Below are 26,406 nucleotides of genomic sequence, written 5' to 3'. Positions count from 1 at the left end.
GGAGATTTGCTATGAAAGCAGTAAAAAAAGCTTTTGCTTTTTATGATAAAATAATGAAAAAATATGATCCTATAATAAGCAAATGTATTCACGATAATATTTTTGCCATAGCCGGACAGTCTGCTTTTTTTATTGTGCTTTCATCTGTTCCTTTGTTAGCGTTTTGTTTGTCGATTCTGCAAGGCTTGCATATATCGACTTCGTTTATTGAACAGGCGCTGCAAAGTGTATTTACAGATGTATTTCTTACACAGATAAAGTATTTTTTAACCGAAACATATCAGAATACTATAGGAATTTCTTTTGTTTCAATTGTGGTTACATTGTGGTCTGCATCGCAGGGAATACATGCAATCACTAACGGACTTAACAGAGTTTATGATGCATATGAAAACCGTATGTGGATAGTTTTGCGCTTTCGTGCAATGTTTTATACTGTTATTTTCTTTATATTAATGTCTGCGTCGTTGGTAATAATTGCTCTCGGTTCATATCTTGACGATTGGATCCAACCGTTTATAAGCAGTTTGCCAAACATAATTACAGCAATTTTCAGATCAAGATATTTACTTGTATTTTTAATTCTGACTTTTACTTTTGCGTCTATATACAGGAATTTCCCGTGTATTTCCAAAGAGCAGAAAAAGGAATATAATTTTAAATCTCAACTCCCGGGTGCGGTTTTGTGTACAATTTCGTGGTTTGTATTGGCTCTCGGAATCTCAATATATGTAAAAAGTTTTAACGGTTTTTCTGTTTACGGCGTAATTACAGGTCTTGCTATCATAATGGTTTTGCTGTATTTTTTAATGCTGCTATTAATGATATGTGCTGAAATAAATTATGTTTATCACGACACTATAAAGAAATTTTCATTTAAAAAGTTAGTTTCACTGATAAAACGGAAAGTTAAAAGGAAAAGTAAATAATAAGTGTGTTAAAGCGCCTTTTTGAGTTATACTAACTCAGGAGGTGCTTTTTATGTTAAAAAAATTTACCTGTACGGCACTTGCTGTTTCAATAATGATTTCCGGTATGATATGCGTATCTGCAACTTCAAAGGCAGATTTTTCACTTGAAAATGCCAAAGAATACTTTACACTTATGAACGGATGTTCAAGGACTGCTCTGAAAAATTATAATGACGAAGATACTGTAGATGCAATTGTATATTGCGGTCTTGATTTAAGCAGTCCGAAAATAATGTTTTATTTATCAATGTTTTATATTGCAAATGATATTGATACGGAAAAAATAACCGCAGACCCTGCATATTGTACACAGATAATCGGTAATCTTAACGCATATCTTGAGAAAAAAGGTATTGTAAACGGCAAGTCGGACGAGTTTTTCAGTAATTATAAAAAAGAAATTTCACAGAATAAACTCAAGTTTTCAACGGTAGGCACATACACTTTTAAGGCTAAAAAGACCGTAGTGCAAAAAATGCTTGATGACGGCAATACGGATTTTGTAATTGTGGGAACAGGATTTATGCTGAAAGAGTGCGATGTAAATGCCGACGGTAAAATTAACGATAACGATGTTAAAACAGTGCAGAATTTGAGTGCGGATATTATTAAAACAGAATGTTCTGATGAAGAAAAATTTGTATTATATTCGGCAGATTTAGACGATAACGGAAAAATTAATATAAATGACACTACATCGCTACAACAAAAAATGACAGCGTAAAGCTGTCTTACATAAAATTAAAATTAGTTCTTGACAAATAAAAACAAAAAGACTATAATGTTATAAAAGTTCGGTATCAAACAATTTAATATATAACAGTTTTATACCGAACTTATATTGAATTGCGATTCGGAGGTGTTTTTTAGTGTGTGATATGTTTGGGGAGGACGAAAAATTAAATGCGGATACAGAGAAAAATTTTGAAAAGGATTGCCATATATGTGACGCAATAGGTCACGAAATTAAGGCGGTAAACCACCTTATGCACAGGAAAATGCTTGAAAGTGCGGCAAAAAACGGTGTGGATAAGGTAACGATTATGCACGGCTGGATAATAGCGTATCTTTACAATAATCAGGACAACGATATTTTCCAGAAAAATCTTGAAAGCGAGTTTTCAATTTCACGCTCATCCGTAACTAATATTTTACAGCTTATGGAAAAAAAGGGGTACATAAAGAGAGAGTCTGTTGAAAATGACGCACGACTTAAAAAAATTGTGCTTACCGAAAAGGGAATGAGCATAAAAAGCTCGATAGATAAAGCAATTATATCTAACGAGCAGGAATTTGACAGTATTTTTACACCCGAAGAAAAGCAAACCTTTTTGTTTTTAATACGAAAACTTAAGGCAGGCATTTCGGGACAATAATATGGTAAAGGAGAAAAAGTATGATAAAAACTTTATCAAAACAGATTAAGGGATTTGTAAAAGAATCTGTACTGACGCCTGTTTTTATGATACTTGAGGTTGTTTTTGAAACGCTTATCCCGCTTCTTATGGCCTCAATTATTGATGACGGTATCAACAAAGGCGATATGAATCATATTCTCTTTGTCGGAGGAGGAATGGTTCTTTGTGCTATCGGCGGACTTATCTGCGGTATTCTCGGCGGCAGCTTCGGTGCAAAGGCATCAGCCGGTTTTGCACGAAATCTTCGCCGCTCAATGTTTGCGAATATTCAGACATTTTCGTTTTCAAACATTGATAAATACTCAACCGCAGGTCTTGTTACAAGACTTACTACCGATGTAACCAACTTACAAAATGCGTATCAGATGATACTCAGAATGTGTATGCGTGCACCGACAAGCCTTATTTGTGCAATGGTTATGGCATTTATAATCAACGCAAAACTTGCAAGTGTGTACCTCGTTGCAATTATTTTTCTTGCGATTGTTCTTGCTTCCCTTATGAAATTTACTATGAAATACTTTAATCAGGTATTTAAAAAGTACGATGATTTGAACGCAAGCGTTCAGGAGAATGTATCCGGTATCAGAGTAGTAAAGGCTTTCGTTCGTGAGGATCACGAAACCAAAAAATTCTCAAAAGCCGCAAACAACCTTTACAAACTTTTTGTTAAGGCTGAAAACTGTATGGTATCTGTAACGCCTATAATGCAGCTTACCGTTTATGCTTGTATCATTGCAATAAGCTGGTTTGGCGCAAATATGATTGTCGGTTCAACACTTACAACAGGTGAGCTTACAAGTATGCTTACATATTGTATGAACATTCTTATGTCACTTATGATGCTCGGTATGGTATTTGTAATGATTACTATGAGTGCCGCAAGTGCAAAGCGTGTAGCAGGTGTTCTCAACGAGAAGAGTAACCTTACAAACGGCGAAAATCCTGTTAAAAATGTGCCTGACGGCAGTATTGAATTTAAAGATGTATATTTCAGTTATAACAAAACAGGCGCAGAACCTGTACTTGACGATATTAACTTAAAGATCAAGTCAGGCGAAACAGTCGGTATCATTGGCGGTACGGGCAGCTCTAAAACAAGTCTTGTAAACCTTATCGGCAGACTTTACGATGTAACAAGCGGTGAAGTTCTTGTCGGCGGCAGAAATGTTAAAGAGTATGACCTTGAAAAGCTCCGTGACGAGGTATCTGTAGTTCTTCAGTCAAATGTACTTTTCAGCGGTACAATTTTAGATAACCTCCGTTGGGGTAACGAAAACGCAACGGAAGAGGAATGTGTAAATGCCTGCAAACTTGCGTGCGCTGATGATTTTATTCAGACATTCCCCGAAAAGTATAATACATTTATTGAGCGTGGCGGTACTAATGTATCGGGCGGTCAGAAACAGCGTATCTGTATTGCAAGAGCATTACTTAAAAAGCCTAAAATTCTTATTCTTGACGACTCTACAAGTGCGGTCGATACAGCAACGGATGCAAAGATAAGAAAGGCTTTTGCAGAGGAAATTCCTAATACAACAAAGCTTATTATTTCACAGAGAATTTCAAGTGTTCAGAATGCCGATAAGATTATAGTTCTTGATAACGGTAAAATCAGCGGCGTAGGCTCACACGATGAACTCTTGAATAAAAATGATATTTACACCGAAATTTATGAGGCCCAGACTAAGGGCAGCGGTGATTTTGATGCAAAGGGGGAGATGTAATGCCGGGTCCTATGGGTGGCGGCAGAAGACGCCAGATGGGTGCAAAACCTAAGGTTAAAAATCCGGGAAAAATCCTCGGAAGAATTTTAAGATATACATTTAAAAATTATAAAATCCATATGATAATCGTATTTATATGTATTATCGTCAGTGTACTTGCAAATGTACAGGGTACATTATTTATTCAGTCGCTTATTGATGATTACATCACTCCGCTTATGAATACAAGTTCGCCTGATTTTACTCCCTTGCTTTTCGCAATAGCAAGAGTAGCAGGTTTTTACTTGCTCGGTGCTGCTTCAACTTTTGCGTATTCAAAACTTATGGTTTATGTAACACAGGGTACAATGCGTAATTTGAGAATTGATATTTTCTCACATATGGAGAGTTTACCGATTAAATTCTTCGATACTCATTCTCACGGCGATATTATGTCGGTTTATACAAATGATATTGATACTCTCCGTCAGATGATTAGCCAGAGTATGGTTCAGCTTTTCTCAAGTACAATTACAATTGTATCTGTAATTGTAAGTATGATTTCAATCAGTATTCCGCTTACACTTCTTACACTTGTTATGGTTGCCGTAATGTTTATTGTATCGGGCAAAATCGGCGGCAAGAGCAGTAAATATTTTACGGCTCAACAGGATGACCTCGGCAAGGTGAACGGCTACATTGAAGAAATGATGAACGGTCAGAAAGTTGTAAAGGTATTTAATCACGAGGGTAAGGCTGTTGAAGAATTTAACGAACTCAACGACAAACTTTTTGACAGCGCATATAATGCAAATAAATTTGCAAATATTCTTATGCCTATCAATGCACAGCTCGGTAATATCAGCTATGTGCTTTGCGCAATAGTCGGCGGTGTGCTTGCGTTTAATCACTTTGCAGGACTTACACTTGGCGGACTTGTGGCATTTATGACATTTAACAAAAATTTCAGTCAGCCAATTAATCAGATCAGTATGCAGCTCAACAGCATTATTATGGCTCTTGCAGGTGCAGACAGAATTTTCAAACTTCTTGACGAAAAACCTGAAGAGGACGACGGATATGTAAATCTTGTCAATGCTAAAATTGTTGACGGCAAAATCGAACCGTCTGAAGAGAGAACAGGTGTGTGGGCTTGGAAACATACTCACAGCGAGGACGGTACAACAGAGTACCGTCAGCTCAAGGGCGACCTTGTAATGGACGATGTTGACTTTGGTTATACAGATGATAAAATGGTTCTCCATAATATTGACCTTTATGCAAAGCCGGGTCAGAAGATTGCATTTGTAGGTTCTACAGGTGCAGGCAAAACTACAATTACAAACCTTATCAACAGATTTTATGACATTCAGGACGGTAAAATCCGCTATGACGGCATAAATATCAATAAGATTAAGAAAGCTGACTTAAGACGCTCTCTCGGTATTGTATTGCAGGAAACGCATCTTTTCACAGATACAGTAATGGAAAATATCCGTTACGGCAGACTTGACGCTACCGATGAAGAAGTTATTGCGGCGGCTAAACTTGCCAACGCAGACAGCTTTATCCGTAAACTTCCGCACGGATACGATACGGTTCTTACAGGTGACGGCGGAAACCTTAGCCAGGGACAACGCCAAATGCTTGCAATCGCAAGAGCCGCAGTTGCCAATCCGCCTGCACTTATTCTTGACGAGGCAACAAGTTCAATTGATACCCGTACAGAAAAGATTGTACAGGACGGTATGGATAAGCTGATGAAGGGCAGAACAACATTTGTAATTGCTCACAGACTTTCAACCGTAAGAAATTCAGATTGTATTATTGTTCTTGAGCACGGCAGAATTATAGAAAAGGGCACACACGAACAGCTTATAGAGCAGAAGGGTAAGTATTATCAGCTCTATACAGGTAAAACCGCTTAAGGATAGTTAAACACTTTATAATATAGCGCCGACCTATACATAAAGACTGTATCGGTCGGCGTTTTTAGTAAATATTAGGTTCATCACGATTTTTTGCGGGATGGTAACGGACAGACGGAATAGAAAGATAGCAAATCAGGGTAAAGAAGAAGTCGTCGTCACGGTAACCGTAGCCGATTCGTTTAGCGACCTTGATCTTGTTGTTGAAGCCTGCGAGCTTCATCCAGACGAACAACGCCGAGAACATATCTGCCAAATTGCGACTGCATATGAAACCGATCATATTCAATCCGTGCTTTGTTACAAGCTTGTTGTAAGATGCGTTCATGTCCATCGCTACCGCAATGACTGCTGACAAGGAGTCGGAAGGCACATCTTTAAAGAATTTTTCAAAATCCTTCATCGCTCTGCCATTTCCGAACCATAAGATATCTCCATGCTCCAGATTCATCACGCAGGTTGCGTAACTATGTCCTTGATGGATTGCAAATTCATCAACAGCAAGTATCCTCGGCTTGTAGCCTTCCTCTCTTAACATTTTTCCGTGATGAGGAAATTATTTAAAATTTATTCTAAAATTTCAAAAACTCGAAATCCGGTTAATCTGAATTTCGAGTTTTTCTACAGGCTGAACTGCATTCCTACCTTTAGGTTAGAATGCAGTCGTTTTTTATTTGGGCTGTTTTTTACAGCTCACTTTTGATTATTTTTATTCTTCACCGTTCCAGCAATAAGTACAGAGTTTACATTTATCTATACCGCAGGAATCAAGCATATCGTCAAGGCGGTTAAATCGAAGTGAAGTAAACTTGAGCTCCTTGCAGATTTCGTCAACCATTTTTTCGTACTTCTCAGAATCGGGATTTGTGTATTCCTTTAAAACTTCATCGGTAACATTGCCGTTTTCAAGTCTTTCAATAACTCGTCTTGTAATCAGATCCATTTCAGAAGATGAGCGTGAGAAATTGAGATACTTACATCCGTAAACAAGAGGAGGACAAGCAGGTCTGATATGAACTTCCTTTGCACCGCTTTCAAAGAGATACTCTGTGGTTTCTCTAAGCTGAGTACCACGCACGATTGAATCGTCAATTAAAAGCAGGCTCTTATCTCTGATTAAATCTTCAACTGCAAGCAACTTCATCTTGGCAATAAGATTACGCTGGCTCTGAATTGTAGGCATAAAGGATCTCGGCCATGTTGGTGTGTATTTAATAAACGGTCTTGAGAAGGGAATACCCGACTCATTAGCATATCCGACTGCGTGTGCAATACCCGAATCAGGAACACCTGCAACAACATCAGGCTTTACATTATCTCTCTTTGCCATTTTTGCACCGCAGAGGTAACGCATCTGCTCAACGCTCATTCCCTCGTATGAGCTTGCAGGGTAGCCGTAGTAAACCCAAAGGAATGTGCATATTTTCATATCATTTCCGGGCTGTTTTAAGGTAACGCAGTTTTTATCTGTAATAACAACAATCTCACCAGGGCCAAGCTCTTTGTAATTGCTGTAACCGAGGTTTTTATATGAAAAGCTCTCAAAAGCGGCACAGAAAGCGTCCTCTTTCTTGCCGATAGCAATAGGAGTTCTGCCGTACTTATCTCTTGCACAATAAATTCCGTTTGGATTCATAAGTAAAAGTGAAAGTGAACCGTCTACCTTTTCGAGTGCGTAATTAATACCGTCAATAAGATTTTCTTTCTGATTTATAAGTGTTGCAACAAGTTCTGTAGGGTTGATTTCACCGCCGCTCATTTCAAGAAAATGAGAATTGCCGTTTGAGAAAATCTCCTGAACGAGCTCGTCTGTATTGTTAATTTTACTTACGGTTGTGATAGCGTATGTACCGTGATGTGAACGCACCATAAGCGGCTGCGGCTCATAATCGGAAATACAACCGATGCCAAGTCTGCCTTTCATACTCTGCATATCTTTATCAAACTTAGTTCTGAAAGGTGCATTTTCAATATTATGAATAGATCTGTCAAAACCCTTTTCGTCATCGTAAACTACCATACCGCCTCTTCTTGTGCCGAGGTGTGAGTGATAGTCAATACCAAAATACAAATCAAAAACGCAGTCCTCTTTGGCTGCTACTCCCATATATCCGCCCATATCTTTTCTCCTTTTTAATTCTGTCTGCCATATGCAAACTAATATAATAGTAATATTAATTATATTATTATTTCTTGCTGTTGTCTATACAAAAATAAAATAAAATGTCATAATTAAGGTAATATTATCATAACTGATTTTTAACATATATACTTTTTTGCTTATTTGTTTATTATATATAATATTTCACGCAAAGAATCACAATTATTTTTAAATAAGAGATTTACACAATTTATATTTTATGTTATAATATAGTAAATTCTTATCAAAACAGTAAACATTAATTTTAAATAAAGGAATATTAATATGACTCTGCAACAACTGAGATATGTTATCACGGTTGCTCAAAAAGGTACAATAAGCGAGGCGGCAAAGGAACTTTTTATTTCACAGCCGAGCCTGACCAATGCAATCCGTGAACTTGAAAAAGAAATGAACATTACAATATTTAACAGAACCAACAAAGGCGTTGCTGTTTCTACCGAGGGTGAACAATTTTTGGGCTATGCAAGACAGGTGCTTGAACAGGCTAACCTGCTTGAAAGTGCATATAAAACCTCGGTAAGGGATAAGCAGCGCTTTTCTGTTTCCACTCAACATTATGCATTCGTTGTAAATGCGTTTGTAGATTTAATTAAAGAGTTGCCTCAAAACGAGTATGACTTCTCAATCAGAGAAACTCAAACTTACGAGATAATTGACGATGTAGCTACAATGAAAAGCGAAATCGGAATTATTTATTTAAACGCTTTTAACGAAGCGGCTCTTACGAAAATCATTAAATCAAAAGGTTTGTGCTTTAATGAGCTTTTTATAGCAAAGCCTCATATTTTTGTAACGGCGGAACATCCGCTTGCAAATAAAGAATCCGTTACTATGGAAGAGCTTGCAGACTACCCTTATCTTTCTTTTGAACAGGGCAATCATAACTCTTTTTATTATTCGGAAGAAATTTTCAGCACTGTAGAACGCAAAAAAAATATTCGTGTAACAGACCGAGCCACACTTTTCAATTTATTGATAGGTCTTAACGGTTATACGGTTTGCAGCGGAGTAATTGACAGCGGTCTTAACGGTTCGAATATTATTTCAATCCCATTAATCAAGGAAGGAGATATGCGTATAGGATATATCAGTCATAAAAAATTAGTTTTAAGCCCGCTTTGCAAAAAATTCTTAAATCACTTGAACAAATACATTAAGTGATATTTAATACAAGGAGGCATAAATGAAAAATTTTATCAGTACATTTAAAGAATTAAAAATAGTAAATTTCCTGTTCTTAACGCTTGCAGGCATTATAAATGCTTTTGGCGTAGTTGTGTTTCTTGCTCCGGTAAAACTTTACGACAGCGGAATTTCAGGTACATCAATGCTTATTTCGCAAGAAACTCCTGCATGGTGCAGTTTATCACTTATACTTATTTTACTTAACATTCCTCTGTTTCTGCTCGGTCTTAAACGAGAGGGGCTAAAGTTTACCGTATATGCAATTTACACGGTATTCATTTACTCTTTGGTTGCATGGATAATAACTGATATTTTACCGATAGATGTCAGCTTTATATCTCCCCTTGCGGGCAATGACCTGTTCTTATGCGCAATATTCGGCGGTGTAATTTCAGGCTGCGGCAGCGGTCTTGCAATGCGCTTTGGCGGCGCTATGGACGGAATAGATATTCTCGCCGTAATGTTTGCAAAAAAACTTCACTTAAGCATAGGCACATTCATTATGATTTACAATGTAATTCTCTATATCATTTGCGGCATAGTAATAGGCAGTTGGATATTGCCGCTCTATTCCATAGTAACTTATGCTGTGGCTGTTAAAATGATAGATTTCTTTGTAGAGGGTTTTGACCGTGCAAAAGGCGCTTTTATTATTACAACCAAGTCAGATGCTGTTTGTGAGAAACTTTCGCAAACATTTGAAAACGGTATTACTATGATAGACGCCAAGGGTTACTATTCAGGTTCAAAAAAGACAATGATTTACTTTGTAATAAACCGTTTTCAAGTTGATAAAATGAAAAGACTTGTACACGATATTGACCCGAAAGCCTATATCTCCATAAATGAAATAGCCGATGTTTATTCGGCAAATTCCGACGATAAAAACTAATATTTTTATTAACGACAGGTGCAGTCGGTTATAGTTAAAAGCTATAGCCAACTGCACTTTTTATGTATTTTACAAATATTGATTTTCGCCTTATACTTTTAACAAATGAACAAGGAGGTAATATTTATGAGTAAAAATAATGTACCATTCAGATTTGACTATGTAGGAAGTTTTTTAAGACCGGACTATCTAAAAAAAGCCAGAGCAGATTTTGAAAAAAGAAATATAACAAAAGAAGAACTTACAGAAATTGAAAACAAAGCCATTACAGACCTTGTAAAAAAGCAGAAAGAATTAGGATACAAGGTTATAACAGACGGTGAATTTCGCAGAGCAACATGGCATCTCGACTTTATGTGGGGATTTAACGGTGTTGCACACAAAAAGACAGAAAAGGGCGTAGCATTCCACGGCGAACCTGCGTTGATTGACGATACATGGCTTACAGGTAAAATCTCGGTTGACAACCACCCGTTTGTTGAGCACTACAAATTTATAAAAACTTTTGAAGACGAAAACACTGTTGCCAAGCAGACAATTCCTGCACCTGCTCAGTTTTTCCAGCAGATGATTATTCCTGCAAATATTGAAACAACAAGAAAATTCTATGCAACCGATGACGAGCTTATTACTGACATTGCAAACGGTTATAAAAAGGTTATTAACGATTTATATAACGCAGGTTGCAGAAACATTCAGTTTGACGATTGCACCTGGGGTGTACTCGTTGCCGAAGGCAGTGTAATTCGTTACGGCAAAGAAAACAACCTTGAAGATATTAAAGAAAAGCTCTTAAAAGTAAATAATCTTGCAATTGAGGGCAAGCCTGAAGATTTGGTTATTACAACACACATTTGCAGAGGTAACTATCATTCCGCATATTTCTCAAGCGGTGCATATGACTCAGTTGCAGAGCCACTGTTCGGCAGAGAAAATGTTGACGCTTATTACCTTGAATTTGACGATGAGCGTTCAGGCGGCTTTGAGCCTTTAAAATATGTAAGCGGCAACAAAAAAGTTGTTCTCGGTCTTATCACTACAAAATCACCGAAACTTGAGGACAAGCAGACAGTAATCGAAAGAATTAAAGAAGCAAGCAAGTACATTCCGCTTGACAGACTTTACCTTAGTCCGCAGTGCGGCTTTGCGTCTTGTGAAATCGGCAACAAACTCACCGAAGAACAGCAGTGGGCTAAACTCGCACTTGTAAAGGAAATTGCAGAAGAAGTTTGGAAGTAAATTCTTTATCAAAAGTTGGGATAAATTATGGTTTAGCTGATTGCTTTATCAAGCAATTATAAAAGTTTGGTCGACCTTTTCAAAGGTCGTGGGTGTGGGCAAAGCCCACAAATACTTTCCGTTTATGCAATCTGACGATAGCCAAACAGCTCGCTGTTTGGCGGCTTGAACACAACGGCGTTAGCCTTAAAAAGCGATAGCAATAAGAAAAAAATTCGTTATTTCATTAATAAAATATAGGTTTTTTAATGGCTGTCGCCTGTTTTAACAAACTTAGTTTTAGCACGCAAACAGCGTGGCTGTTTGCGCCTGATAAATTGTTGTATCGGAAGATTTTTATGGGCGCTGCCCAAACCCGCAATTTTTGAAAAAATTGAGTAAACTTTTTTGCTTTTGGGAGGATAATTTAGCGTTAGCTAAATTTCAATCCCCGACCGACACTCCGCTAAACTATAATTTAAAATACTTCTTCGGCATTAAACATAACAAAACATTCTTGCCATATAATCCTCACAAACAGAGAGAGCAGACAGCTGCATGCTACCTGCTCTCTCTTAATTACATTAATGCAAGATAAAAATTTTACTTTTTAACATTAAAAGCTTTCATCTGTGGATAAACTGCGCTGTCGCCAAGCTCTTCCTCGATTCTTAAAAGCTGATTGTACTTTGCAACACGCTCTGAACGGCTTGGAGCACCTGTTTTAATCTGGCAAGTGTTAAGTGCTACCGCAAGGTCAGCGATTGTTGTATCTGCTGTTTCACCGCTGCGGTGTGAAGAAATTGCAGTATAGCCTGCCTTGTGAGCCATCTTGATTGCCTCAAGTGTTTCTGAAACCGAACCGATCTGGTTAAGTTTAATAAGAATTGAGTTACCGCAACCAAGCTCAATGCCCTTTGCAAGTCTTTCTGTATTTGTAACAAAGAGGTCGTCACCAACGAGCTGAACTTTGTCGCCGAGCTCCTTAGTAAGCTGTTGCCAGCCTTCCCAGTCCTCTTCGTCAAGAGCATCTTCAATAGAGATAATCGGATACTTTTCAACAAGCTTTTTCCAATGCTCAATAAGCTCTGCAGAAGTAAACTTTGTGCCTGCCTTTGGAAGAACATACTCGCCCTTCTTGCTGCCCTTCCACTCGGAAGATGCTGCGTCCATAGCAATCATAAAGTCCTTACCCGGCTCATAGCCTGCATTCTTAACAGCCTCAAGAATATACTGAATTGCCTCTTCGTCGCTTGCAAGGTCAGGTGCAAAACCGCCCTCGTCACCTACAGAAGTAGCAAGACCCTTAGACTTAAGTAAAGCTGCAAGTGCATGGAATACTTCCGCACACCAACGCAAACATTCCTTAAAGCTTGGAGCGCCTACAGGCATAATCATAAACTCCTGAACATCTACAGTGTTTGCAGCGTGTGCGCCACCGTTAAGAATATTCATCATAGGAACAGGAAGTCTGTTGCCTGAAATACCGCCGAGGAATCTGTAAAGCGGAATGTCAAGAGCAGTAGCTGCTGCTCTTGCAGTTGCAATAGAAACGGCAAGAATAGCATTTGCGCCAAGATTTGACTTGTCTTTTGTACCGTCAGCCTCAATCATCGCTTTGTCAACAGCATAAATGTCAGAAGCGTCCATACCTGTAATAGTATCGTTAATTACTGTATTAATATTTTCAACTGCCTTAGAAACACCCTTACCGAGATATCTGTTCTTGTCACCGTCACGAAGCTCAAGAGCCTCGAACTCACCTGTTGACGCACCGCTTGGAGCAGTACCTCTTGAAACAGTACCGTCAATAAGAGTAACCTCTGCTTCTACAGTAGGGTTTCCGCGAGAATCAAGAATTTCTCTGCCAACAACTTTTTCAATTTCTAAATAAGCCATTTTTACAATCTCCTTATCATCTTATTCGCAGACTTCCTTCCGGAAGGTCAGCAGTGCCCTCCGGCGAATAGAAGTAGAGGATTCATAGGAAGTCCACATGATTTATTCAATCGGTTAGTTTTAACTAACTGGATACATTATATACTACACTCAAAATAAAATCAAGTATTTTTTTACAATTTTATAAATTTTAATAAAAATGACAGTTTAATTTAATTCTTGTATATGTTATAATAATCAGTGCTGTTTATTATAACAAAAGTAAAAACAGTCTTTTATGTGACAGATTGTTTTTGTATTAAAAGTTACGGAGTAAAAAAATGGGTAGGAAAAATATAATAAAATCTAACCGAAAGGTTATAGCTGAGGGATTGCGTGACGGTGTTCCTATTGGACTTGGTTATCTTGCGGTGTCGTTTTCGTTAGGTATTGCGGCAAAAAATGCAGGACTTAACTTTTTTCAAAGTTTTCTTGCAAGTTTGTTATGTAATGCGTCTGCGGGTGAATATTCGGGTTTTACGGTTATTGCTGCGGATGCAACATATTTTGAAATGGCGGTAGTAACGCTTATTGCAAATGCAAGATATTTGCTGATGAGTTGTGCGCTAAGTCAGAGAATAAAAAGCGGCACTTCACTGATTCACAGATTATTGCTCGGCTTTTTTATAACCGATGAATTTTTCGGAATTACAATATCAAGAAAAGGCAGTGTAAATCCGTATTATACATACGGAGCAATAATCTTTGCAGGACCTTGTTGGGCGGTAGGTACGGCGCTCGGTACAATAGCGGGTAATGTTTTGCCGCTTAGAGTTGTAAGTGCGTTAAGCGTAGCGCTGTTCGGAATGTTTCTTGCGATTATCGTGCCGCCGACAAAGAGCAATAAACCTCTTATGGGAATAGTTATTTTCAGCTTTATTGCAAGCCTTGCATTTGCTTATCTGCCTGTGATAAGCGAGATTTCAGAGGGTACAAGAACAATAATTTTAACTGTTATTATATCCGCAGCAGCAGCTTTGCTGTTCCCTGTAAAAGATGAGGAGGGCAGTGAAAATGTCGCATAATCCTTATATTTACATATTTATAATGGCAGGTGTTACATTTTTAATCAGAGTGTTGCCTCTGACCGTTGTAAAAAAACAATTCACAAATAAATTTGTAAAATCATTTCTCTACTATGTGCCGTATGTAACGCTTTCGGTTATGACTTTTCCCGCAATTATCAATGCTACGCAAAGTCCGATAGCGGGAGCAATAGCCTTTGCGGCAGGTCTTGTGGCAGCTTGGTTTGATGCAGGACTGTTTAAGGTATCGGTAATCTGTTGCTTACTTGTATTTGTTTGTGAATTTATAATTTGCTGAATTTAAAATGAAGGTTTGAAGTTCGTAAATTGCATTTTGGTAAAAAATGTAAATAGATTTCAAACCTTTTCGTTTTGCATAAATTAATGAAAACGGAAGTTGTTTTATAAAATTTTACTGCTTTAATTCGATAAAGGAATTGTAATTTTATGATTTTAAAAAATTGGTACAAAATATACTTTTATACGCTAATAATCCGACTTTAATTGTTGACAAATTACGATAATAAGTATAATATATACTTATAACACAATTTGCCTACTATGAAAGGAAGTAATATATCATGGAAAAGCAGAATATTGATTGGGCGAATATCGGTTTTGGTTATATGCCTACCGGTGAAAGATTTGTAGCTAATTATAAAGACGGCAAGTGGGACGAAGGTGCAATGACAACCGATGCAACAGTCACAATGAGTGAATGTGCCGGTGTTTTGCAGTATGCTCAAACTTGCTTTGAAGGCTTAAAAGCCTATACAACACAGGACGGAAAAATCGTAGTTTTCAGACCTGACCTTAATGCAGCAAGAATGCAGGATTCATGCAAAAGACTTGAAATGCCTGTTCTTCCGGAGAATATGTTTGTAGACGCAGTTTGCAAGGTAGTAAAGGCTAATGCAGACTATGTACCTCCTTACGGTTCGGGTGCAACACTTTATCTCCGTCCGTATATGTTCGGTATCGGACCTGTTATCGGTGTTAAGCCTTCAACAGAATATCAGTTCAGACTTTTCGCAACCCCTGTAGGTCCATACTTTAAGGGTGGTGCAAAGCCTATCACAATTAAGGTTTCTGACTTTGACAGAGCCGCACCGCACGGTACAGGTCACATCAAAGCAGGTCTTAACTATGCAATGAGCTTGCATGCAATTGTTACAGCTCATGAAGAAGGTTTTGCCGAGAATATGTATCTTGATGCTGCTACCCGTACAAAGGTAGAGGAAACAGGCGGTGCAAACTTTATCTTCGTTACAAAGGACGGCAAAGTTGTTACTCCTAAGTCAAACAGTATTCTTCCTTCTATTACCCGTCGTTCTCTTATGTATGTTGCAAAAGAGTATCTCGGTCTTGAGGTAGAGGAGAGAGAAGTTTACTTTGACGAGGTTAAAGATTTTGCAGAGTGTGGTCTTTGCGGTACAGCGGCTGTTATCTCACCTGTTGGCAAAATCAACGACCACGGCAAAGAAATTTGTTTTCCAAGCGGTATGGAAGAAATGGGCCCTGTTACAAAGAAGCTCTATGAAACACTCACAGGTATTCAGATGGGCAGAATTGAAGCTCCTAAGGGTTGGATAAAGGTAATCGAATAATTACATATTATCGAAAATATAATTATAAAAATTTGTGCCCGAGCATTCTGCTTGGGCACTTTTTGCATATGTGAGGTTTTATCAAAGGTTGAGATAATTATGGTTTAGCTGATTGCTTTATCAAGCAATTATAAAAGTTTGGTCGACCTTTTCAAAGGTCGTGGGTGTGGGCAAAGCCCACAAATACTTTCCGTTTACGCAATCTGACGATAGCCGAACAGTTCGCTGTTTGGCGGCTTGAACACAACGGTGAATGCCTTAAAATGCGAAAGCAAAAAGAAAATACATTCACTATATAATGAAAAAAGTTAATTATTTCTTTTATAAAAGGCTGTCGCCTGTTTTAACAAACTTGGTTTTAGCACGCAAACAGCGTGGCTGTTTGCGCCTGATAAATTGTTGTATCGGAAGATTTTTATGGGCGCTGCCCATACCCGCAATTTTTGAAAAAATTGAGTAAACTTTTTGCTTTTTGGGAGGATAATTTAGCGTTAGCTAATTTTCAATGCCCGACCGACACTCCGCTAAACCATAATTTAAAATAATAGACTTATAATAAAAGCAGTTGTAATCTTATTTGGATTGCAACTGCTTTTCTGTTATTTAAATTATAAAAAATGAAAAATAGCCGTAAAGAAGTGAGATTGCCATACCTGCTATGACATCGCTTATAAAATGCACCCCGGCAAGGACTCTTGAAATCATAATCAAAGCGCTGATTATAAGATAAGCAATTCCGAGCGGAATACTTACATACATAAATGCCATTGCAATTATAAAGGCACAGGCGGTGTGACGGCTCGGCATACTTTCGCCTTTCTTGTTTTTACCGAATACAGATGTAGTAGCAAATTTTTCGTACGGTCGAGGTCTGTTAAATATTTTTCTGAAAAAAGTAACTATTGCAAATACTGTAAGCGGTGACAGCGTAATTCTTGCAAAAATTTTAATATCGGAAAAAAACATAAAAATAATAAGAATGCCATACGATACAAACATTATAAGAGGGAGAAAGTTATAGCATAATTTTAATACGGTGTTGCAAGGCTTATTTCTTTTAAAGAAACCGACAATGCTTTTATATGTTTCCGTACTTATAACAATCACCCCGTTTGAACATTCTTACGCTATTTTAACACAAGATTTAAACTATTTCAACATTATATTTTTCAAACCAATAATCAAGTTCAATAATATACGCAAGTATTTGCGGTGCTTGCATAAGCTGACCGTACCAAGGTGTTGTTATACTGTCGGGATTTTCGATTATATTCATTATACCTTCTTTGCTTAGCATTTCGGTAAGTGGATTTTTCTTTTTCAGAATATTTATAACTCGCTCTTTACAGATGTCAAAATATATCGGGTTGTGGGTTTTAGGGTAAGGACTTTTCTTTCGCCAACAAATTTCTTCGGGCAAAATATCCTCAAAGGCTTTTCGCACAATTCCTTTTTCACGGTTATTATATGCTTTGATTTTCCAAGGCATATTGTATGCATATTCCGCAAGTCTGTAGTCGCAGAACGGTACACGCACCTCAAGTCCGTTATACATTGAACAGCGGTCTTTTCGTTCAAGCAAACATTGCATAAACCAGTAAAAATTAAGATAAAACATCTCTCTCATTCGTGCGTCTGTTTTTGAATCTGTTTTCAGTTTTGGGGCAAGGTTAATTGTATCAAGATATTTTTGCCGCACATATTCTGAACCCTTTGGCAAAACTCCGTCTTTTAATATTGAGGAGCGGACATCCTGACTTTTTGACCATGGAAAATTATCTTCAAATAAAATTTCTTTGTTGTGGTACCACGGATAACCGCCGAAAAGTTCATCAGCACATTCACCCGACAACGCAACGGTATAATCTTTTTTGATTTCGCCGCAGAACAAAAGTAACGAGGAGTCAACATCTACATAACCGGGCAAATCTCTTGCTATTACACTGTCATAAAGTGCGTCGGCAACCGCCTTGTTATCAAGTATAATTTCCCTGTGCCGACTGTCAGCATTGCGTGACATAAGTGAAATATATTCAAAATCGGCATTTGGCTGAAACAGACTTTTCTTAAAATATTTTTCATTGTCACGATATTCAACCGAATAAGTGTTGATTTTGCCGAGCTTATTTTCCTTATAATATTGCGAGGCGGTTTTTACAATTATACTGCTGTCAAGTCCGCCCGACAGGAAAAAGCAGAGCGGCATATCGCTGACAAGCTGACGGTTTATAGCGTCGGTAAGCAAAAAGCGTGTTTTTTCAACAGTTTCTTCAACGCTGTCCGTGTGTTCTTTCGCTTGAATTGTAAAGTAACTTTTTTTAGTCAGTTTTTGATTTTTATAAAGTGCCGATTCACCCGGTTTTAATTCTTTAATTCCCTTAAAAACGCCGCATGACGGAGTACGGGCAGGACCTAAGAAGAAAATTTCATATAGACCTGTTTCGTCAATCTGCGGTTTTACAATCTTACTTGCAAGCAGAGCCTTTATTTCTGACGCAAACAAAATTCCTCCGTCGTATTCATAATAAAACAACGGTTTTACTCCGATTTTATCTCGGCAAAGGAAAATACTGTTTTCGCTTACATCATATATCGCAAAAGCAAAAATGCCGTTGAGCATATCGGCGCATTTCTCTTTGTATTTCATATATGATTTAAGCACAACTTCGGTATCGCTGTGCCCTCTGAAATGATAGCCGCTTGCTTTTAAATCTTCTCTTAATTCATCGGTGTTGTAAAGCTCTCCGTTATAGACGATTATATATGTTTTTCCTCTGTGTCGTGCCGCCATAGGCTGTTTGCCGTTTTCTTTGTCAATAACAATAAGCCGTCTGTGCAGCAGAGCACAACCTTTATTAATGTAAAGCCCGTTTTCGTCAGGACCTCTCTTGCTAAGGGTTTGTGACATTTTATATAGAACAGGAATCTGTTTACTCATATCAATTTCGTTGTCAAACCAACCTGCAATACCACACATAAGTAACCTCCGTTAATTGTTTCTGTAATTTTTAAGTAAAAATAAAAAGCAAATCATCAGCGCCGTAAGTGCAATTCCCGAAAATGCCGTGCCTCCGTAAACGGAACTGCCTGAAACCGTACCTACGGAAAATACGCTTTTGGTATCGTAAAATATCAGCATACCGATATAGGTGAAAAGTGCGGTTAATATTCCTTGAATAATTCTGTAACAGAAAAATATCAATTTATTAATCTTAAGATTGCCAAGCACTGAAAAAATTTGAAAGTGTACGCATATTCCGCCAAATCCCGCCACAAACGCAACTGCCCATACAGGTAATTCGGAAGAAGCCGTTTTTACACCCGTGCACACTTCAAATATTGACAGCACGGCGATTTTTACAAATCCGTCATCAAGCACTGTCGAAATAATACCTGCGACGGCGGAAAAAGCTATAACAAACGAGCATATTGAAAACATACCTTTTGATGCATCGTACACCGCTTCCACAAGAGATTTTGTAAGGCTTAGCCTGATTTTATTGCTTCCTTTGGCAGTTACAAAAATTTTCCCTCTGTTTATTATTCTATTCGCAATGCCTGTAATGAGTACCGACAAAATTTGTGAGCAGAGCATTATTATGCCGATTTTTTTATCGTTGTAAATTGACATTCCTATAAAACTTACTAAAAAACCCGGACCCGCACACACCATAAACATACTTGCTCTTTTACATTCTTCTGTTCCCGCATTTCCGTTTTTGTAAAGTTCGTTACAGCTTTTTGCACCGATAGGATAACCTCCCGTAACCGAAAGCAGTAATATGGGTGCAAAGCATGGACTTAGTCCGAATACCGATTTCATAATTTTGCCGAAAGGTTTGCCTAAAAAATCGGAAATACCGCTTTTTACCGTAAACGATGACACTGCCATAAACGGAAACAGAGAGGGAATAAGTACATTTATGCACATTTCAATTCCCGAAAACACTCCGTCTGCACATTCTTTTGAAAAAATTAAAAGCATTATGCATACAATAACTATTGCAAGCGAAAGCAGTGCGACTGTAAATTTGTGAAAATTTGCCTTAATAAACATAGCAATCACCATTAATATATATGTAACACTCTGCATAAAAATAATAATAAAGCTATGAAACGGGAGAGATATATTTTGCAGAGAAAAAACGATAAGCCGAAAAACGAATCGGCAAGTTCGCTTACGCTTGATTTAAATTCAGGTTTGCCGACACTTGATATGCTTGGCAACAGGCGAATAACAATCGAGGGTTCGACAGGCGTGTTGAGGTATGAAAGCGAAAATATAAAGATTAACACAAACAAAATGGTTGTTTCCGTATGCGGCAGAGGACTTACGGTAAAGTGCATTTCTGCAGTTGATGTTGTAATTGAGGGATTTATAACGGGAATTGATTTTATTACATAAAGCGGGGCGTTAATATGCTGTTAAAGCTTATAAGATGGAGCAAGGGCTATGTCGATTTTTCTGCAAGCGGAAAATTTCCCGAACGATTTATTAATCTTACCACCCGTAACGGAATTAATGTATGGAATTTAAAGCCCACAGAAAAAGGCTTGACTGCTACAATGCAGGTGTATGATTACAAAAATATACGCAGTATAGCTTATAAATCAAAACTGAAAATGCGTGTTACAGGCAGACACGGACTTCCTTTTTATGTACAACGCTATAGGCAGAGAGTGGGACTTTTGATTGGAGCAATAATCGGAATTGTTTTGATTTCGGTCTTGTCAAAATTTATATGGTATATTGATGCACCTCCTACAAAGAGTTTGAGTACCTCACAAATTCTTTCCGCTCTTGAGGAGGATAATGTAAAAGTAGGTTCGTATATAAATTCTATAGATACCGAAAATACCGAGCGCAGACTGATTTTGAAAAACGAGCAGATTGGCTGGATAAGTCTTAATATTACGGGCAGTACGATGAGTGTTAATATTGAAGAAAAAGCTCCGAAACCCGATACTCCGGACTTTAAAACTCCTTGTAACATAAAAGCAAATAATGACGGAGTAATAACAAGTATAAAGACATCAAGAGGGGAAACAAAGGTAATGAAAGGCAGCGGAGTTGTAAAAGGAGATCTGCTTGTAAGCGGTATAGTGGAAACAAAGCAGGAAACAATAGAATATGTGCACGCAAGTGCCGAGATAATGGCAGATGTAATATATAAAAAAGAATATACATTGCCCAAAAGCTATGATTATTATTCGATAACCGATAACAGAACCGACAGATATATGTGCGGCTTTTTAAATTTTAAATTTCCCTGTTCAATAAGTTTTTTGTCTTATGATGACAGTGTGTTCGTAAAAAATAAAGAGAAATTGTGTTTTAACAATACAAATATACCGATAGAGTTTACGACGCAGAGTGAAATTGAAGTTAGTAAAAGCAGTGTAAATATGGATAAAGCCGTTCTTGATAAAAAATTACTTGCACAGTCAATGCTTTATGAAGTGTTTGAAAAGCAAGATAGTACGCTTGTAAGCAGGAAAATCAATATAAAAAAGAGCAATAATAATTTTAATGCTGAAATCAGCTATATTTTTAATGAAAATATAGCACAAACATCAGAATTAAGTGTGACAGATTAAAATATATGTGGTATAATTAAACTTATTAGATTATTATAGGGTGATATTATGCGGATTTTATGTATAGGTGATGTCGTAGGCAGTATAGGCTGTCGCTTTTTGCGTGATAAGTTGCCGACTTTGAAGAAAGTAAAAGGAATAGACTTTGTGCTTTGCAACGGAGAAAACTCGGCAGACGGCAACGGAATTACACCGTCATCTGCAAATTATCTTCTCGACAGCGGTGTAAATGTTATTACTCTCGGCAACCATTCTTTCAGGCGTAAAGAGGCTTATGACTTTATTGACGAAAATCCGTTTATAGTTCGTCCCGCAAATTTTCCTGACGGAACTACTCCGGGTATGGGAATTGTAAATGTTGATACAGGCAGAAAGATAATTACCGTAATCAATATTATGGGCAATACCTTTATGGACAACAACCTTGATTGTGCGTTTGATTGTGCCGAAAATATGCTTAAGAAAGCGGAGAGCAATATTATTATAGTTGACTTTCATGCTGAGGCTACGGGCGAAAAAAGAGCTATGGGATATTTCCTTGACGGTAAGGTATCTGCAATGTTTGGTACACATACTCATGTGCAGACTTCTGACGCACAGGTTTTGCCTAACGGTAGCGGATATATAACCGATGTAGGTATGACAGGAACAATTCATTCGGTTTTGGGTGTAAAAAGCGAAATAATTATCAATAAATTCAAAACCAAGCTGCCTGCAAGATTTGACCTTGCGGACGGTGAATGTAAAATGGAATGTGTGCTTTTCGATATTGATGACAAAACAGGCAAAACATTGACCGCAGAGTCATTCAGAATTGAATAAGGTAACCAAAATTTTAAATTTGATATATTTTTGCGAATTTTACTTGCAAAATTCCGTTCTAAAATATATAATAACTATGTCTATGAATTTAATTGTATGATAAAGGATGTGTTCGCAATGTTTAACGGCGAAATCTTAAAGAATGCGATAATTTCTGGTGCAAACAATATAAGCTCACAGAAAAATCAGATTAATGATCTTAATATTTTTCCTGTTCCCGACGGTGATACAGGTACAAATATGTCTATGACTATAATGGCTGCCGCAAAAGCTCTTGCCGATTATGACGGTGACGATGCGGGCGAGGTAGCACAGATTACAGCTTCCGCAATGTTAAGAGGAGCAAGAGGTAACTCGGGTGTTATTACATCTCTTATTTTCCGTGGCTTTGCACAGGGACTTAAGGGTATGAAAGAAGTAAACGGCAAAAGCCTTGCCGCAGCTCTCGGTATCGGTGTTGACGCAGCGTATAAGGCTGTAATGAAACCTACAGAGGGCACAATCCTTACAGTAGCCCGTATGGCTTATGAAGAGGGTGTTGAGGCTTCAAGAATAAACTCCGACAGCCTTTATGTATGGCAGTGCATTTGCAATAAGGCAAACGAGGCACTTGCAATTACTCCGGAACTCTTACCTGTTCTTAAAAAGGCAGGAGTTGTTGACGCAGGCGGTAAGGGTCTTTGTGTAATCTTTGAGGGTATGCTTTCCTACCTTAAGGACGGTGTAATGATTGAGTACACCGAGGCAAAAAAAGAGGCTACTGTTGATAATTTTGAAAGTGCGGCTGCTGAATTTGACGATGATATTCAGTTTACTTACTGCACAGAATTTATTATAGGCAGAAATATAGAGGACGCTCCCGACCCGGACGAGCTTAGATCTTATCTTCAGACTATCGGCGACTGCGTTGTAGTAGTTAATGACGAAGAGATTATTAAAGTTCATGTTCATACCGAACAGCCGGGTAAGGCTCTTACAAAAGCTCTTTTGTTCGGTCAGCTTTTGACAGTAAAAGTTGAAAATATGAAAGAACAGCACAAAAATGCCAAGGCTGCCGCTAAACCTAAGAAAGAAACTTTTGAGCCGGCAGAACCTGTTGAAGACTTTGGCTTTGTTGCGGTTGCGGCAGGCGAGGGACTTAAAAACCTCTTCAAGGATTTAGGTTGTGCCAATGTTGTTTCCGGCGGTCAGAGTATGAACCCGAGCACAGACGATATTTACGCAGCGGTAATGGCTACACCGGCTAAAAATGTATTGGTGTTCCCGAATAATAAAAATATCATTCTTGCTGCCGAGCAGACTATACCTATGGTTAAGGACAGAAATGTTGTTATTGTTCCTACAAGAACAATTCCGCAGGGTATGACAGCACTTCTTAACTTTGATTCGGAGATTTCCCCCGAAAGCAACGCTCAGCTTATGATGGATGCCGCAACAGGTGTAGGCACAGGTCTTGTTACATTTGCAGCAAGAAACAGTGAGTTTGGCGGTAAGAAGATTAAAGAGGGCGACATAATTGCTCTTGAAAACGGTAAGCTTACCATTACAGAGAAAAATCCTGTAAAGGCAGTTGTAAAGCTTGCCAAGAATATGGTAACCCGTGATACTTCGTTTATCACACTTATTTACGGTAATGACATCAGCGAAGAAGATGCAAAGACAGCATTCAACGAGCTTTCGGATAAGTTCGGTTCACGCACAGATGTTACTCTCGTAAAGGGTGATCAGCCGGTTTATTACTTTATCCTCAGTGTAGAATAATTTTGTAAGCATTGTCTTGCTTGCCCTGTGGCTGAGTATAAAAGTAGAAAGTTATTTGATTAAAAGGGGCGTGCATTCACGCCCTTTTGTTTTTCGGTGGAATTATGGCTTCTCTGTATAAAATTTCAATTGATAAATTAAACGGAATAGGCAAAAAAAGAGCCGAGCTTTTTAATAAGCTGGGCATTTACAGCATAGGAGATTTGCTTAGTTTTTATCCGAAAGGATACGAGGATTGGAGTTCAACCGTTAAAATCGAAAGCCTGCAAGACGGTATGAATGTATGTATCAAAGCGGTGCTCGGAGCACAGATAAAAGACGGAGTTTTGCCCGGAGGACGAATTATATCCAAAGGTATGGTGTATGATGACACGGGTACACTGCAACTTGTCTTTTTTAATAACCGATACATAAGCGCTATGATTCACGCAGGTGAAGAATATTATTTTTACGGCAGAGTTACAGGCGGAATAGGCGGTTGGCAAATGATTTCTCCGACTTTTTCACCTGTCGGCGAGGGCTCAAAAATTCACCCGATATATAAGCAGACAGCAGGTCTTAATTCAAAGATAATTGCAAATGCGGTAAAGCAGGCTCTGTCGTATTTGCCTGAAAAGGTAAACGACCCGTTGCCCGAAAGCGTACGAAGCACATTTGCTCTGTGTGATTTGAAATATGCAATACAGAATATACATTTCCCCAATAATTCAGAGTCGCTTGCGTCGGCAAGAAAAAGGCTTGTCACAGAGGAACTCCTTGTGCTTAATCTCGGTATGCGTTCACTCAAAGAACACAGTCGAGGTGAAAGCGGAGTTGATATTACTAAAAGTTATTTTGATGAATTTAAAGAACTTTTACCTTTTACAATGACGAATGCACAAAGTCGGGTTGTAGGCGAATGTATATCTGACCTGACAAAAGGTACAAAACCGATGAACAGACTTGTTCAGGGTGATGTAGGTTCCGGAAAAACGGCTGTTGCAGCCGCCGTTTGTCATACTGTAATACGCAACGGATTTCAGGCGGCTTTTATGGCTCCCACCGATATTCTTGCAAGACAGCATTATAAAACCTTTACCGAACTTTTTAAAGGTACCGATATAAAAACAGCTTTGCTTACGGGTTCAATGAAAGAGTCCGAGAAAAAAGCTGTAAGAGCGGAGCTTGAAAACGGCGACATCTCTTTTGTAGTCGGCACTCATGCACTGATAACCGAAAAAACCAATTTTTACAATCTCGGAATAGCTGTAACGGATGAACAGCACCGTTTCGGAGTATCGCAGAGGGCAAAGCTTTTATCAAAAGGCAGTAATCCGCATTTGCTTGTTATGAGCGCAACCCCTATTCCGAGAACTCTCGGACTTGTTATTTTCGGCGATCTTGACATTTCGATAATCGACGAACTTCCGCCGTCAAGAAAACCTGTTAAAACCTATGCAATAAGCACGCTTAAGCGTAAAAACTGCTATGGATTTATAAAAAATGAAATAGCACAGGGCAGGCAGGCGTACATAGTTTGCCCGCTTGTCGAAGAGGGTGAACTTGAAAATGTAGCCTCGGCGGAGGAATATGCGGCGGAGCTTATGCTGAATGATTTTTCCAATATTTCAGTCGGTATTGTTCACGGACATATGAAACCTGCCGAAAAGGACGAGGTTATGAAAAAATTTGCGGATAACGAAATTTCTTTGCTTGTTGCAACGACTGTAATTGAGGTAGGCGTAGATGTTCCGAACGCTACCGTTATGACAATAGAAAATGCGGAGAGATTCGGCCTTTCTCAACTTCACCAGCTAAGGGGAAGAGTAGGTCGAGGTAAGTATGATTCTTATTGCTTTTTAATAAGCAATAACAGAAATCCCGAAACTATGCAAAGACTGAAGGTTATGTGCAGTACGAATGACGGCTTTAAAATTGCCGACGAAGATTTAAAATTGAGAGGTCCCGGCGACTTTTTCGGAGAGCGACAGCACGGTCTGCCGCAAATGGCGATTGCCGATTTTGCAGATACCAAAAGTTTGGAGCTTTCGCAAAAAATGGCTGATTTTATTATATTTAATTATAAAAATCTTTATCATGATGATTTAAGATTGTTGAGGGCAGAGGTTGACCGACTTTTCTCTTCAAACGGTCATAATTGTCTGAATTAATATATTATTAGGAGTAATCGAGT

22 protein-coding genes are annotated in these 26,406 nt (G+C 38.3%); 16 read left to right on the top strand and 6 right to left on the bottom strand.

Features of this window, described 5'->3' with window-relative positions; genetic code table 11:
* Nucleotides 1-11 precede the first annotated feature (11 nt).
* From KGF34_RS05280 to KGF34_RS05260, 5 genes are all read left to right on the top strand, one after another.
* Nucleotides 12-929, top strand: coding sequence for a YihY/virulence factor BrkB family protein (locus KGF34_RS05280; RefSeq protein WP_022235285.1), 918 nt, complete (start codon nucleotides 12-14; stop codon nucleotides 927-929).
* 52 nt (nucleotides 930-981) lie between these two features.
* Nucleotides 982-1,695, top strand: a complete 714-nt coding sequence (locus KGF34_RS05275; protein WP_252560129.1) for a hypothetical protein — start codon at nucleotides 982-984, stop codon at nucleotides 1,693-1,695.
* Nucleotides 1,696-1,849: 154 nt separating this feature from the next.
* Nucleotides 1,850-2,347, top strand: coding sequence for a MarR family transcriptional regulator (locus tag KGF34_RS05270; protein ID WP_252560206.1), 498 nt, complete (start codon nucleotides 1,850-1,852; stop codon nucleotides 2,345-2,347).
* A gap of 20 nt (nucleotides 2,348-2,367) precedes the next feature.
* Entirely contained in the window at nucleotides 2,368-4,116 is a 1,749-nt protein-coding gene (locus KGF34_RS05265; RefSeq protein WP_195411187.1) for an ABC transporter ATP-binding protein, read from the top strand.
* The gene (locus KGF34_RS05260) at nucleotides 4,116-6,023 is read left to right on the top strand and encodes an ABC transporter ATP-binding protein (RefSeq protein WP_252560128.1); all 1,908 of its coding nucleotides are present in this window, start codon (nucleotides 4,116-4,118) and stop codon (nucleotides 6,021-6,023) included. Before KGF34_RS05265 ends, KGF34_RS05260 begins: the two co-directional genes overlap by 1 nt.
* A 64-nt stretch (nucleotides 6,024-6,087) precedes the next feature.
* On the opposite strand, the gene KGF34_RS05255 is transcribed toward KGF34_RS05260, so the two are convergent.
* Nucleotides 6,088-6,561, bottom strand: a complete 474-nt coding sequence (locus KGF34_RS05255; RefSeq protein WP_289780775.1) for a transposase — start codon at nucleotides 6,559-6,561, stop codon at nucleotides 6,088-6,090.
* A gap of 171 nt (nucleotides 6,562-6,732) precedes the next feature.
* Nucleotides 6,733-8,142 (bottom strand): amidophosphoribosyltransferase, encoded by a 1,410-nt coding sequence (locus KGF34_RS05250; protein ID WP_252560126.1) that lies wholly within the window; start codon nucleotides 8,140-8,142, stop codon nucleotides 6,733-6,735.
* Between the two features lie 306 nt (nucleotides 8,143-8,448).
* On the opposite strand from KGF34_RS05250, the gene KGF34_RS05245 reads away from it, so the two are divergent.
* The 3 genes from KGF34_RS05245 (at nucleotide 8,449) to KGF34_RS05235 (ending at nucleotide 11,503) form a co-directional block, all read left to right on the top strand.
* Nucleotides 8,449-9,348, top strand: coding sequence for a LysR family transcriptional regulator (locus KGF34_RS05245; protein ID WP_022235291.1), 900 nt, complete (start codon nucleotides 8,449-8,451; stop codon nucleotides 9,346-9,348).
* Nucleotides 9,349-9,370: 22 nt separating this feature from the next.
* Nucleotides 9,371-10,264, top strand: a complete 894-nt coding sequence (locus KGF34_RS05240; protein WP_252560125.1) for a YitT family protein — start codon at nucleotides 9,371-9,373, stop codon at nucleotides 10,262-10,264.
* 126 nt (nucleotides 10,265-10,390) lie between these two features.
* On the top strand, nucleotides 10,391-11,503 hold the full coding sequence (locus tag KGF34_RS05235) for a 5-methyltetrahydropteroyltriglutamate--homocysteine S-methyltransferase (protein WP_252560124.1): 1,113 nt from the start codon (nucleotides 10,391-10,393) through the stop codon (nucleotides 11,501-11,503).
* A gap of 582 nt (nucleotides 11,504-12,085) precedes the next feature.
* Here KGF34_RS05235 and eno read toward each other — a convergent pair.
* On the bottom strand, nucleotides 12,086-13,381 hold the full coding sequence (gene eno / locus KGF34_RS05230) for a phosphopyruvate hydratase (RefSeq protein ID WP_252560123.1): 1,296 nt from the start codon (nucleotides 13,379-13,381) through the stop codon (nucleotides 12,086-12,088).
* 320 nt (nucleotides 13,382-13,701) lie between these two features.
* On the opposite strand from eno, the gene KGF34_RS05225 reads away from it, so the two are divergent.
* The 3 genes from KGF34_RS05225 to KGF34_RS05215 all read left to right on the top strand — a co-directional run bounded on the left by KGF34_RS05225 (nucleotide 13,702) and on the right by KGF34_RS05215 (nucleotide 16,052).
* Complete coding sequence (locus tag KGF34_RS05225) at nucleotides 13,702-14,445, top strand: AzlC family ABC transporter permease (RefSeq protein ID WP_022235199.1); 744 nt, start codon at nucleotides 13,702-13,704, stop codon at nucleotides 14,443-14,445.
* Entirely contained in the window at nucleotides 14,435-14,743 is a 309-nt protein-coding gene (locus tag KGF34_RS05220) for an AzlD domain-containing protein (RefSeq protein WP_022235200.1), read from the top strand. Before KGF34_RS05225 ends, KGF34_RS05220 begins: the two co-directional genes overlap by 11 nt.
* A 283-nt stretch (nucleotides 14,744-15,026) precedes the next feature.
* A complete protein-coding gene (locus tag KGF34_RS05215) occupies nucleotides 15,027-16,052 on the top strand; it encodes a branched-chain amino acid aminotransferase (RefSeq protein WP_022235201.1) in 1,026 nt (341 codons plus the stop codon).
* A gap of 603 nt (nucleotides 16,053-16,655) precedes the next feature.
* On the opposite strand, the gene KGF34_RS05210 is transcribed toward KGF34_RS05215, so the two are convergent.
* The 3 genes from KGF34_RS05210 to KGF34_RS05200 are packed head-to-tail and all read right to left on the bottom strand — an operon-like array spanning nucleotide 16,656 to nucleotide 20,109.
* On the bottom strand, nucleotides 16,656-17,159 hold the full coding sequence (locus tag KGF34_RS05210) for a phosphatase PAP2 family protein (RefSeq protein ID WP_252560121.1): 504 nt from the start codon (nucleotides 17,157-17,159) through the stop codon (nucleotides 16,656-16,658).
* A gap of 37 nt (nucleotides 17,160-17,196) precedes the next feature.
* Nucleotides 17,197-19,029 carry an asparagine synthase (glutamine-hydrolyzing) gene (asnB, locus tag KGF34_RS05205; RefSeq protein ID WP_022233993.1) on the bottom strand — a complete coding sequence of 611 codons (1,833 nt, stop codon included), beginning with the start codon at nucleotides 19,027-19,029 and terminating at the stop codon, nucleotides 17,197-17,199.
* A 12-nt stretch (nucleotides 19,030-19,041) separates the two neighbouring features.
* On the bottom strand, nucleotides 19,042-20,109 hold the full coding sequence (locus KGF34_RS05200; RefSeq protein WP_252560120.1) for a hypothetical protein: 1,068 nt from the start codon (nucleotides 20,107-20,109) through the stop codon (nucleotides 19,042-19,044).
* A 75-nt stretch (nucleotides 20,110-20,184) separates the two neighbouring features.
* On the opposite strand from KGF34_RS05200, the gene KGF34_RS05195 reads away from it, so the two are divergent.
* The 5 genes from KGF34_RS05195 (at nucleotide 20,185) to recG (ending at nucleotide 26,383) form a co-directional block, all read left to right on the top strand.
* Nucleotides 20,185-20,457, top strand: a complete 273-nt coding sequence (locus KGF34_RS05195; protein ID WP_022233991.1) for a YabP/YqfC family sporulation protein — start codon at nucleotides 20,185-20,187, stop codon at nucleotides 20,455-20,457.
* 14 nt (nucleotides 20,458-20,471) lie between these two features.
* Nucleotides 20,472-21,650 (top strand): sporulation protein YqfD, encoded by a 1,179-nt coding sequence (locus KGF34_RS05190; RefSeq protein ID WP_252560118.1) that lies wholly within the window; start codon nucleotides 20,472-20,474, stop codon nucleotides 21,648-21,650.
* A gap of 48 nt (nucleotides 21,651-21,698) precedes the next feature.
* Entirely contained in the window at nucleotides 21,699-22,472 is a 774-nt protein-coding gene (locus KGF34_RS05185; protein ID WP_022233989.1) for a TIGR00282 family metallophosphoesterase, read from the top strand.
* A gap of 117 nt (nucleotides 22,473-22,589) precedes the next feature.
* Nucleotides 22,590-24,233 (top strand): DAK2 domain-containing protein, encoded by a 1,644-nt coding sequence (locus KGF34_RS05180; protein ID WP_022233988.1) that lies wholly within the window; start codon nucleotides 22,590-22,592, stop codon nucleotides 24,231-24,233.
* 104 nt (nucleotides 24,234-24,337) lie between these two features.
* On the top strand, nucleotides 24,338-26,383 hold the full coding sequence (gene recG, locus KGF34_RS05175; protein ID WP_252560116.1) for an ATP-dependent DNA helicase RecG: 2,046 nt from the start codon (nucleotides 24,338-24,340) through the stop codon (nucleotides 26,381-26,383).
* Nucleotides 26,384-26,406 lie beyond the last annotated feature (23 nt).

Source organism: Ruminococcus sp. FMBCY1, from assembly GCF_023921805.1.
Classification (GTDB): Bacteria; Bacillota; Clostridia; order Oscillospirales; family Acutalibacteraceae; genus Ruminococcoides; species Ruminococcoides intestinale_A.
The sequence above is the reverse complement of the archived record's forward strand: the minus strand, read 5'-3'. Positions and strand labels throughout refer to the sequence as shown.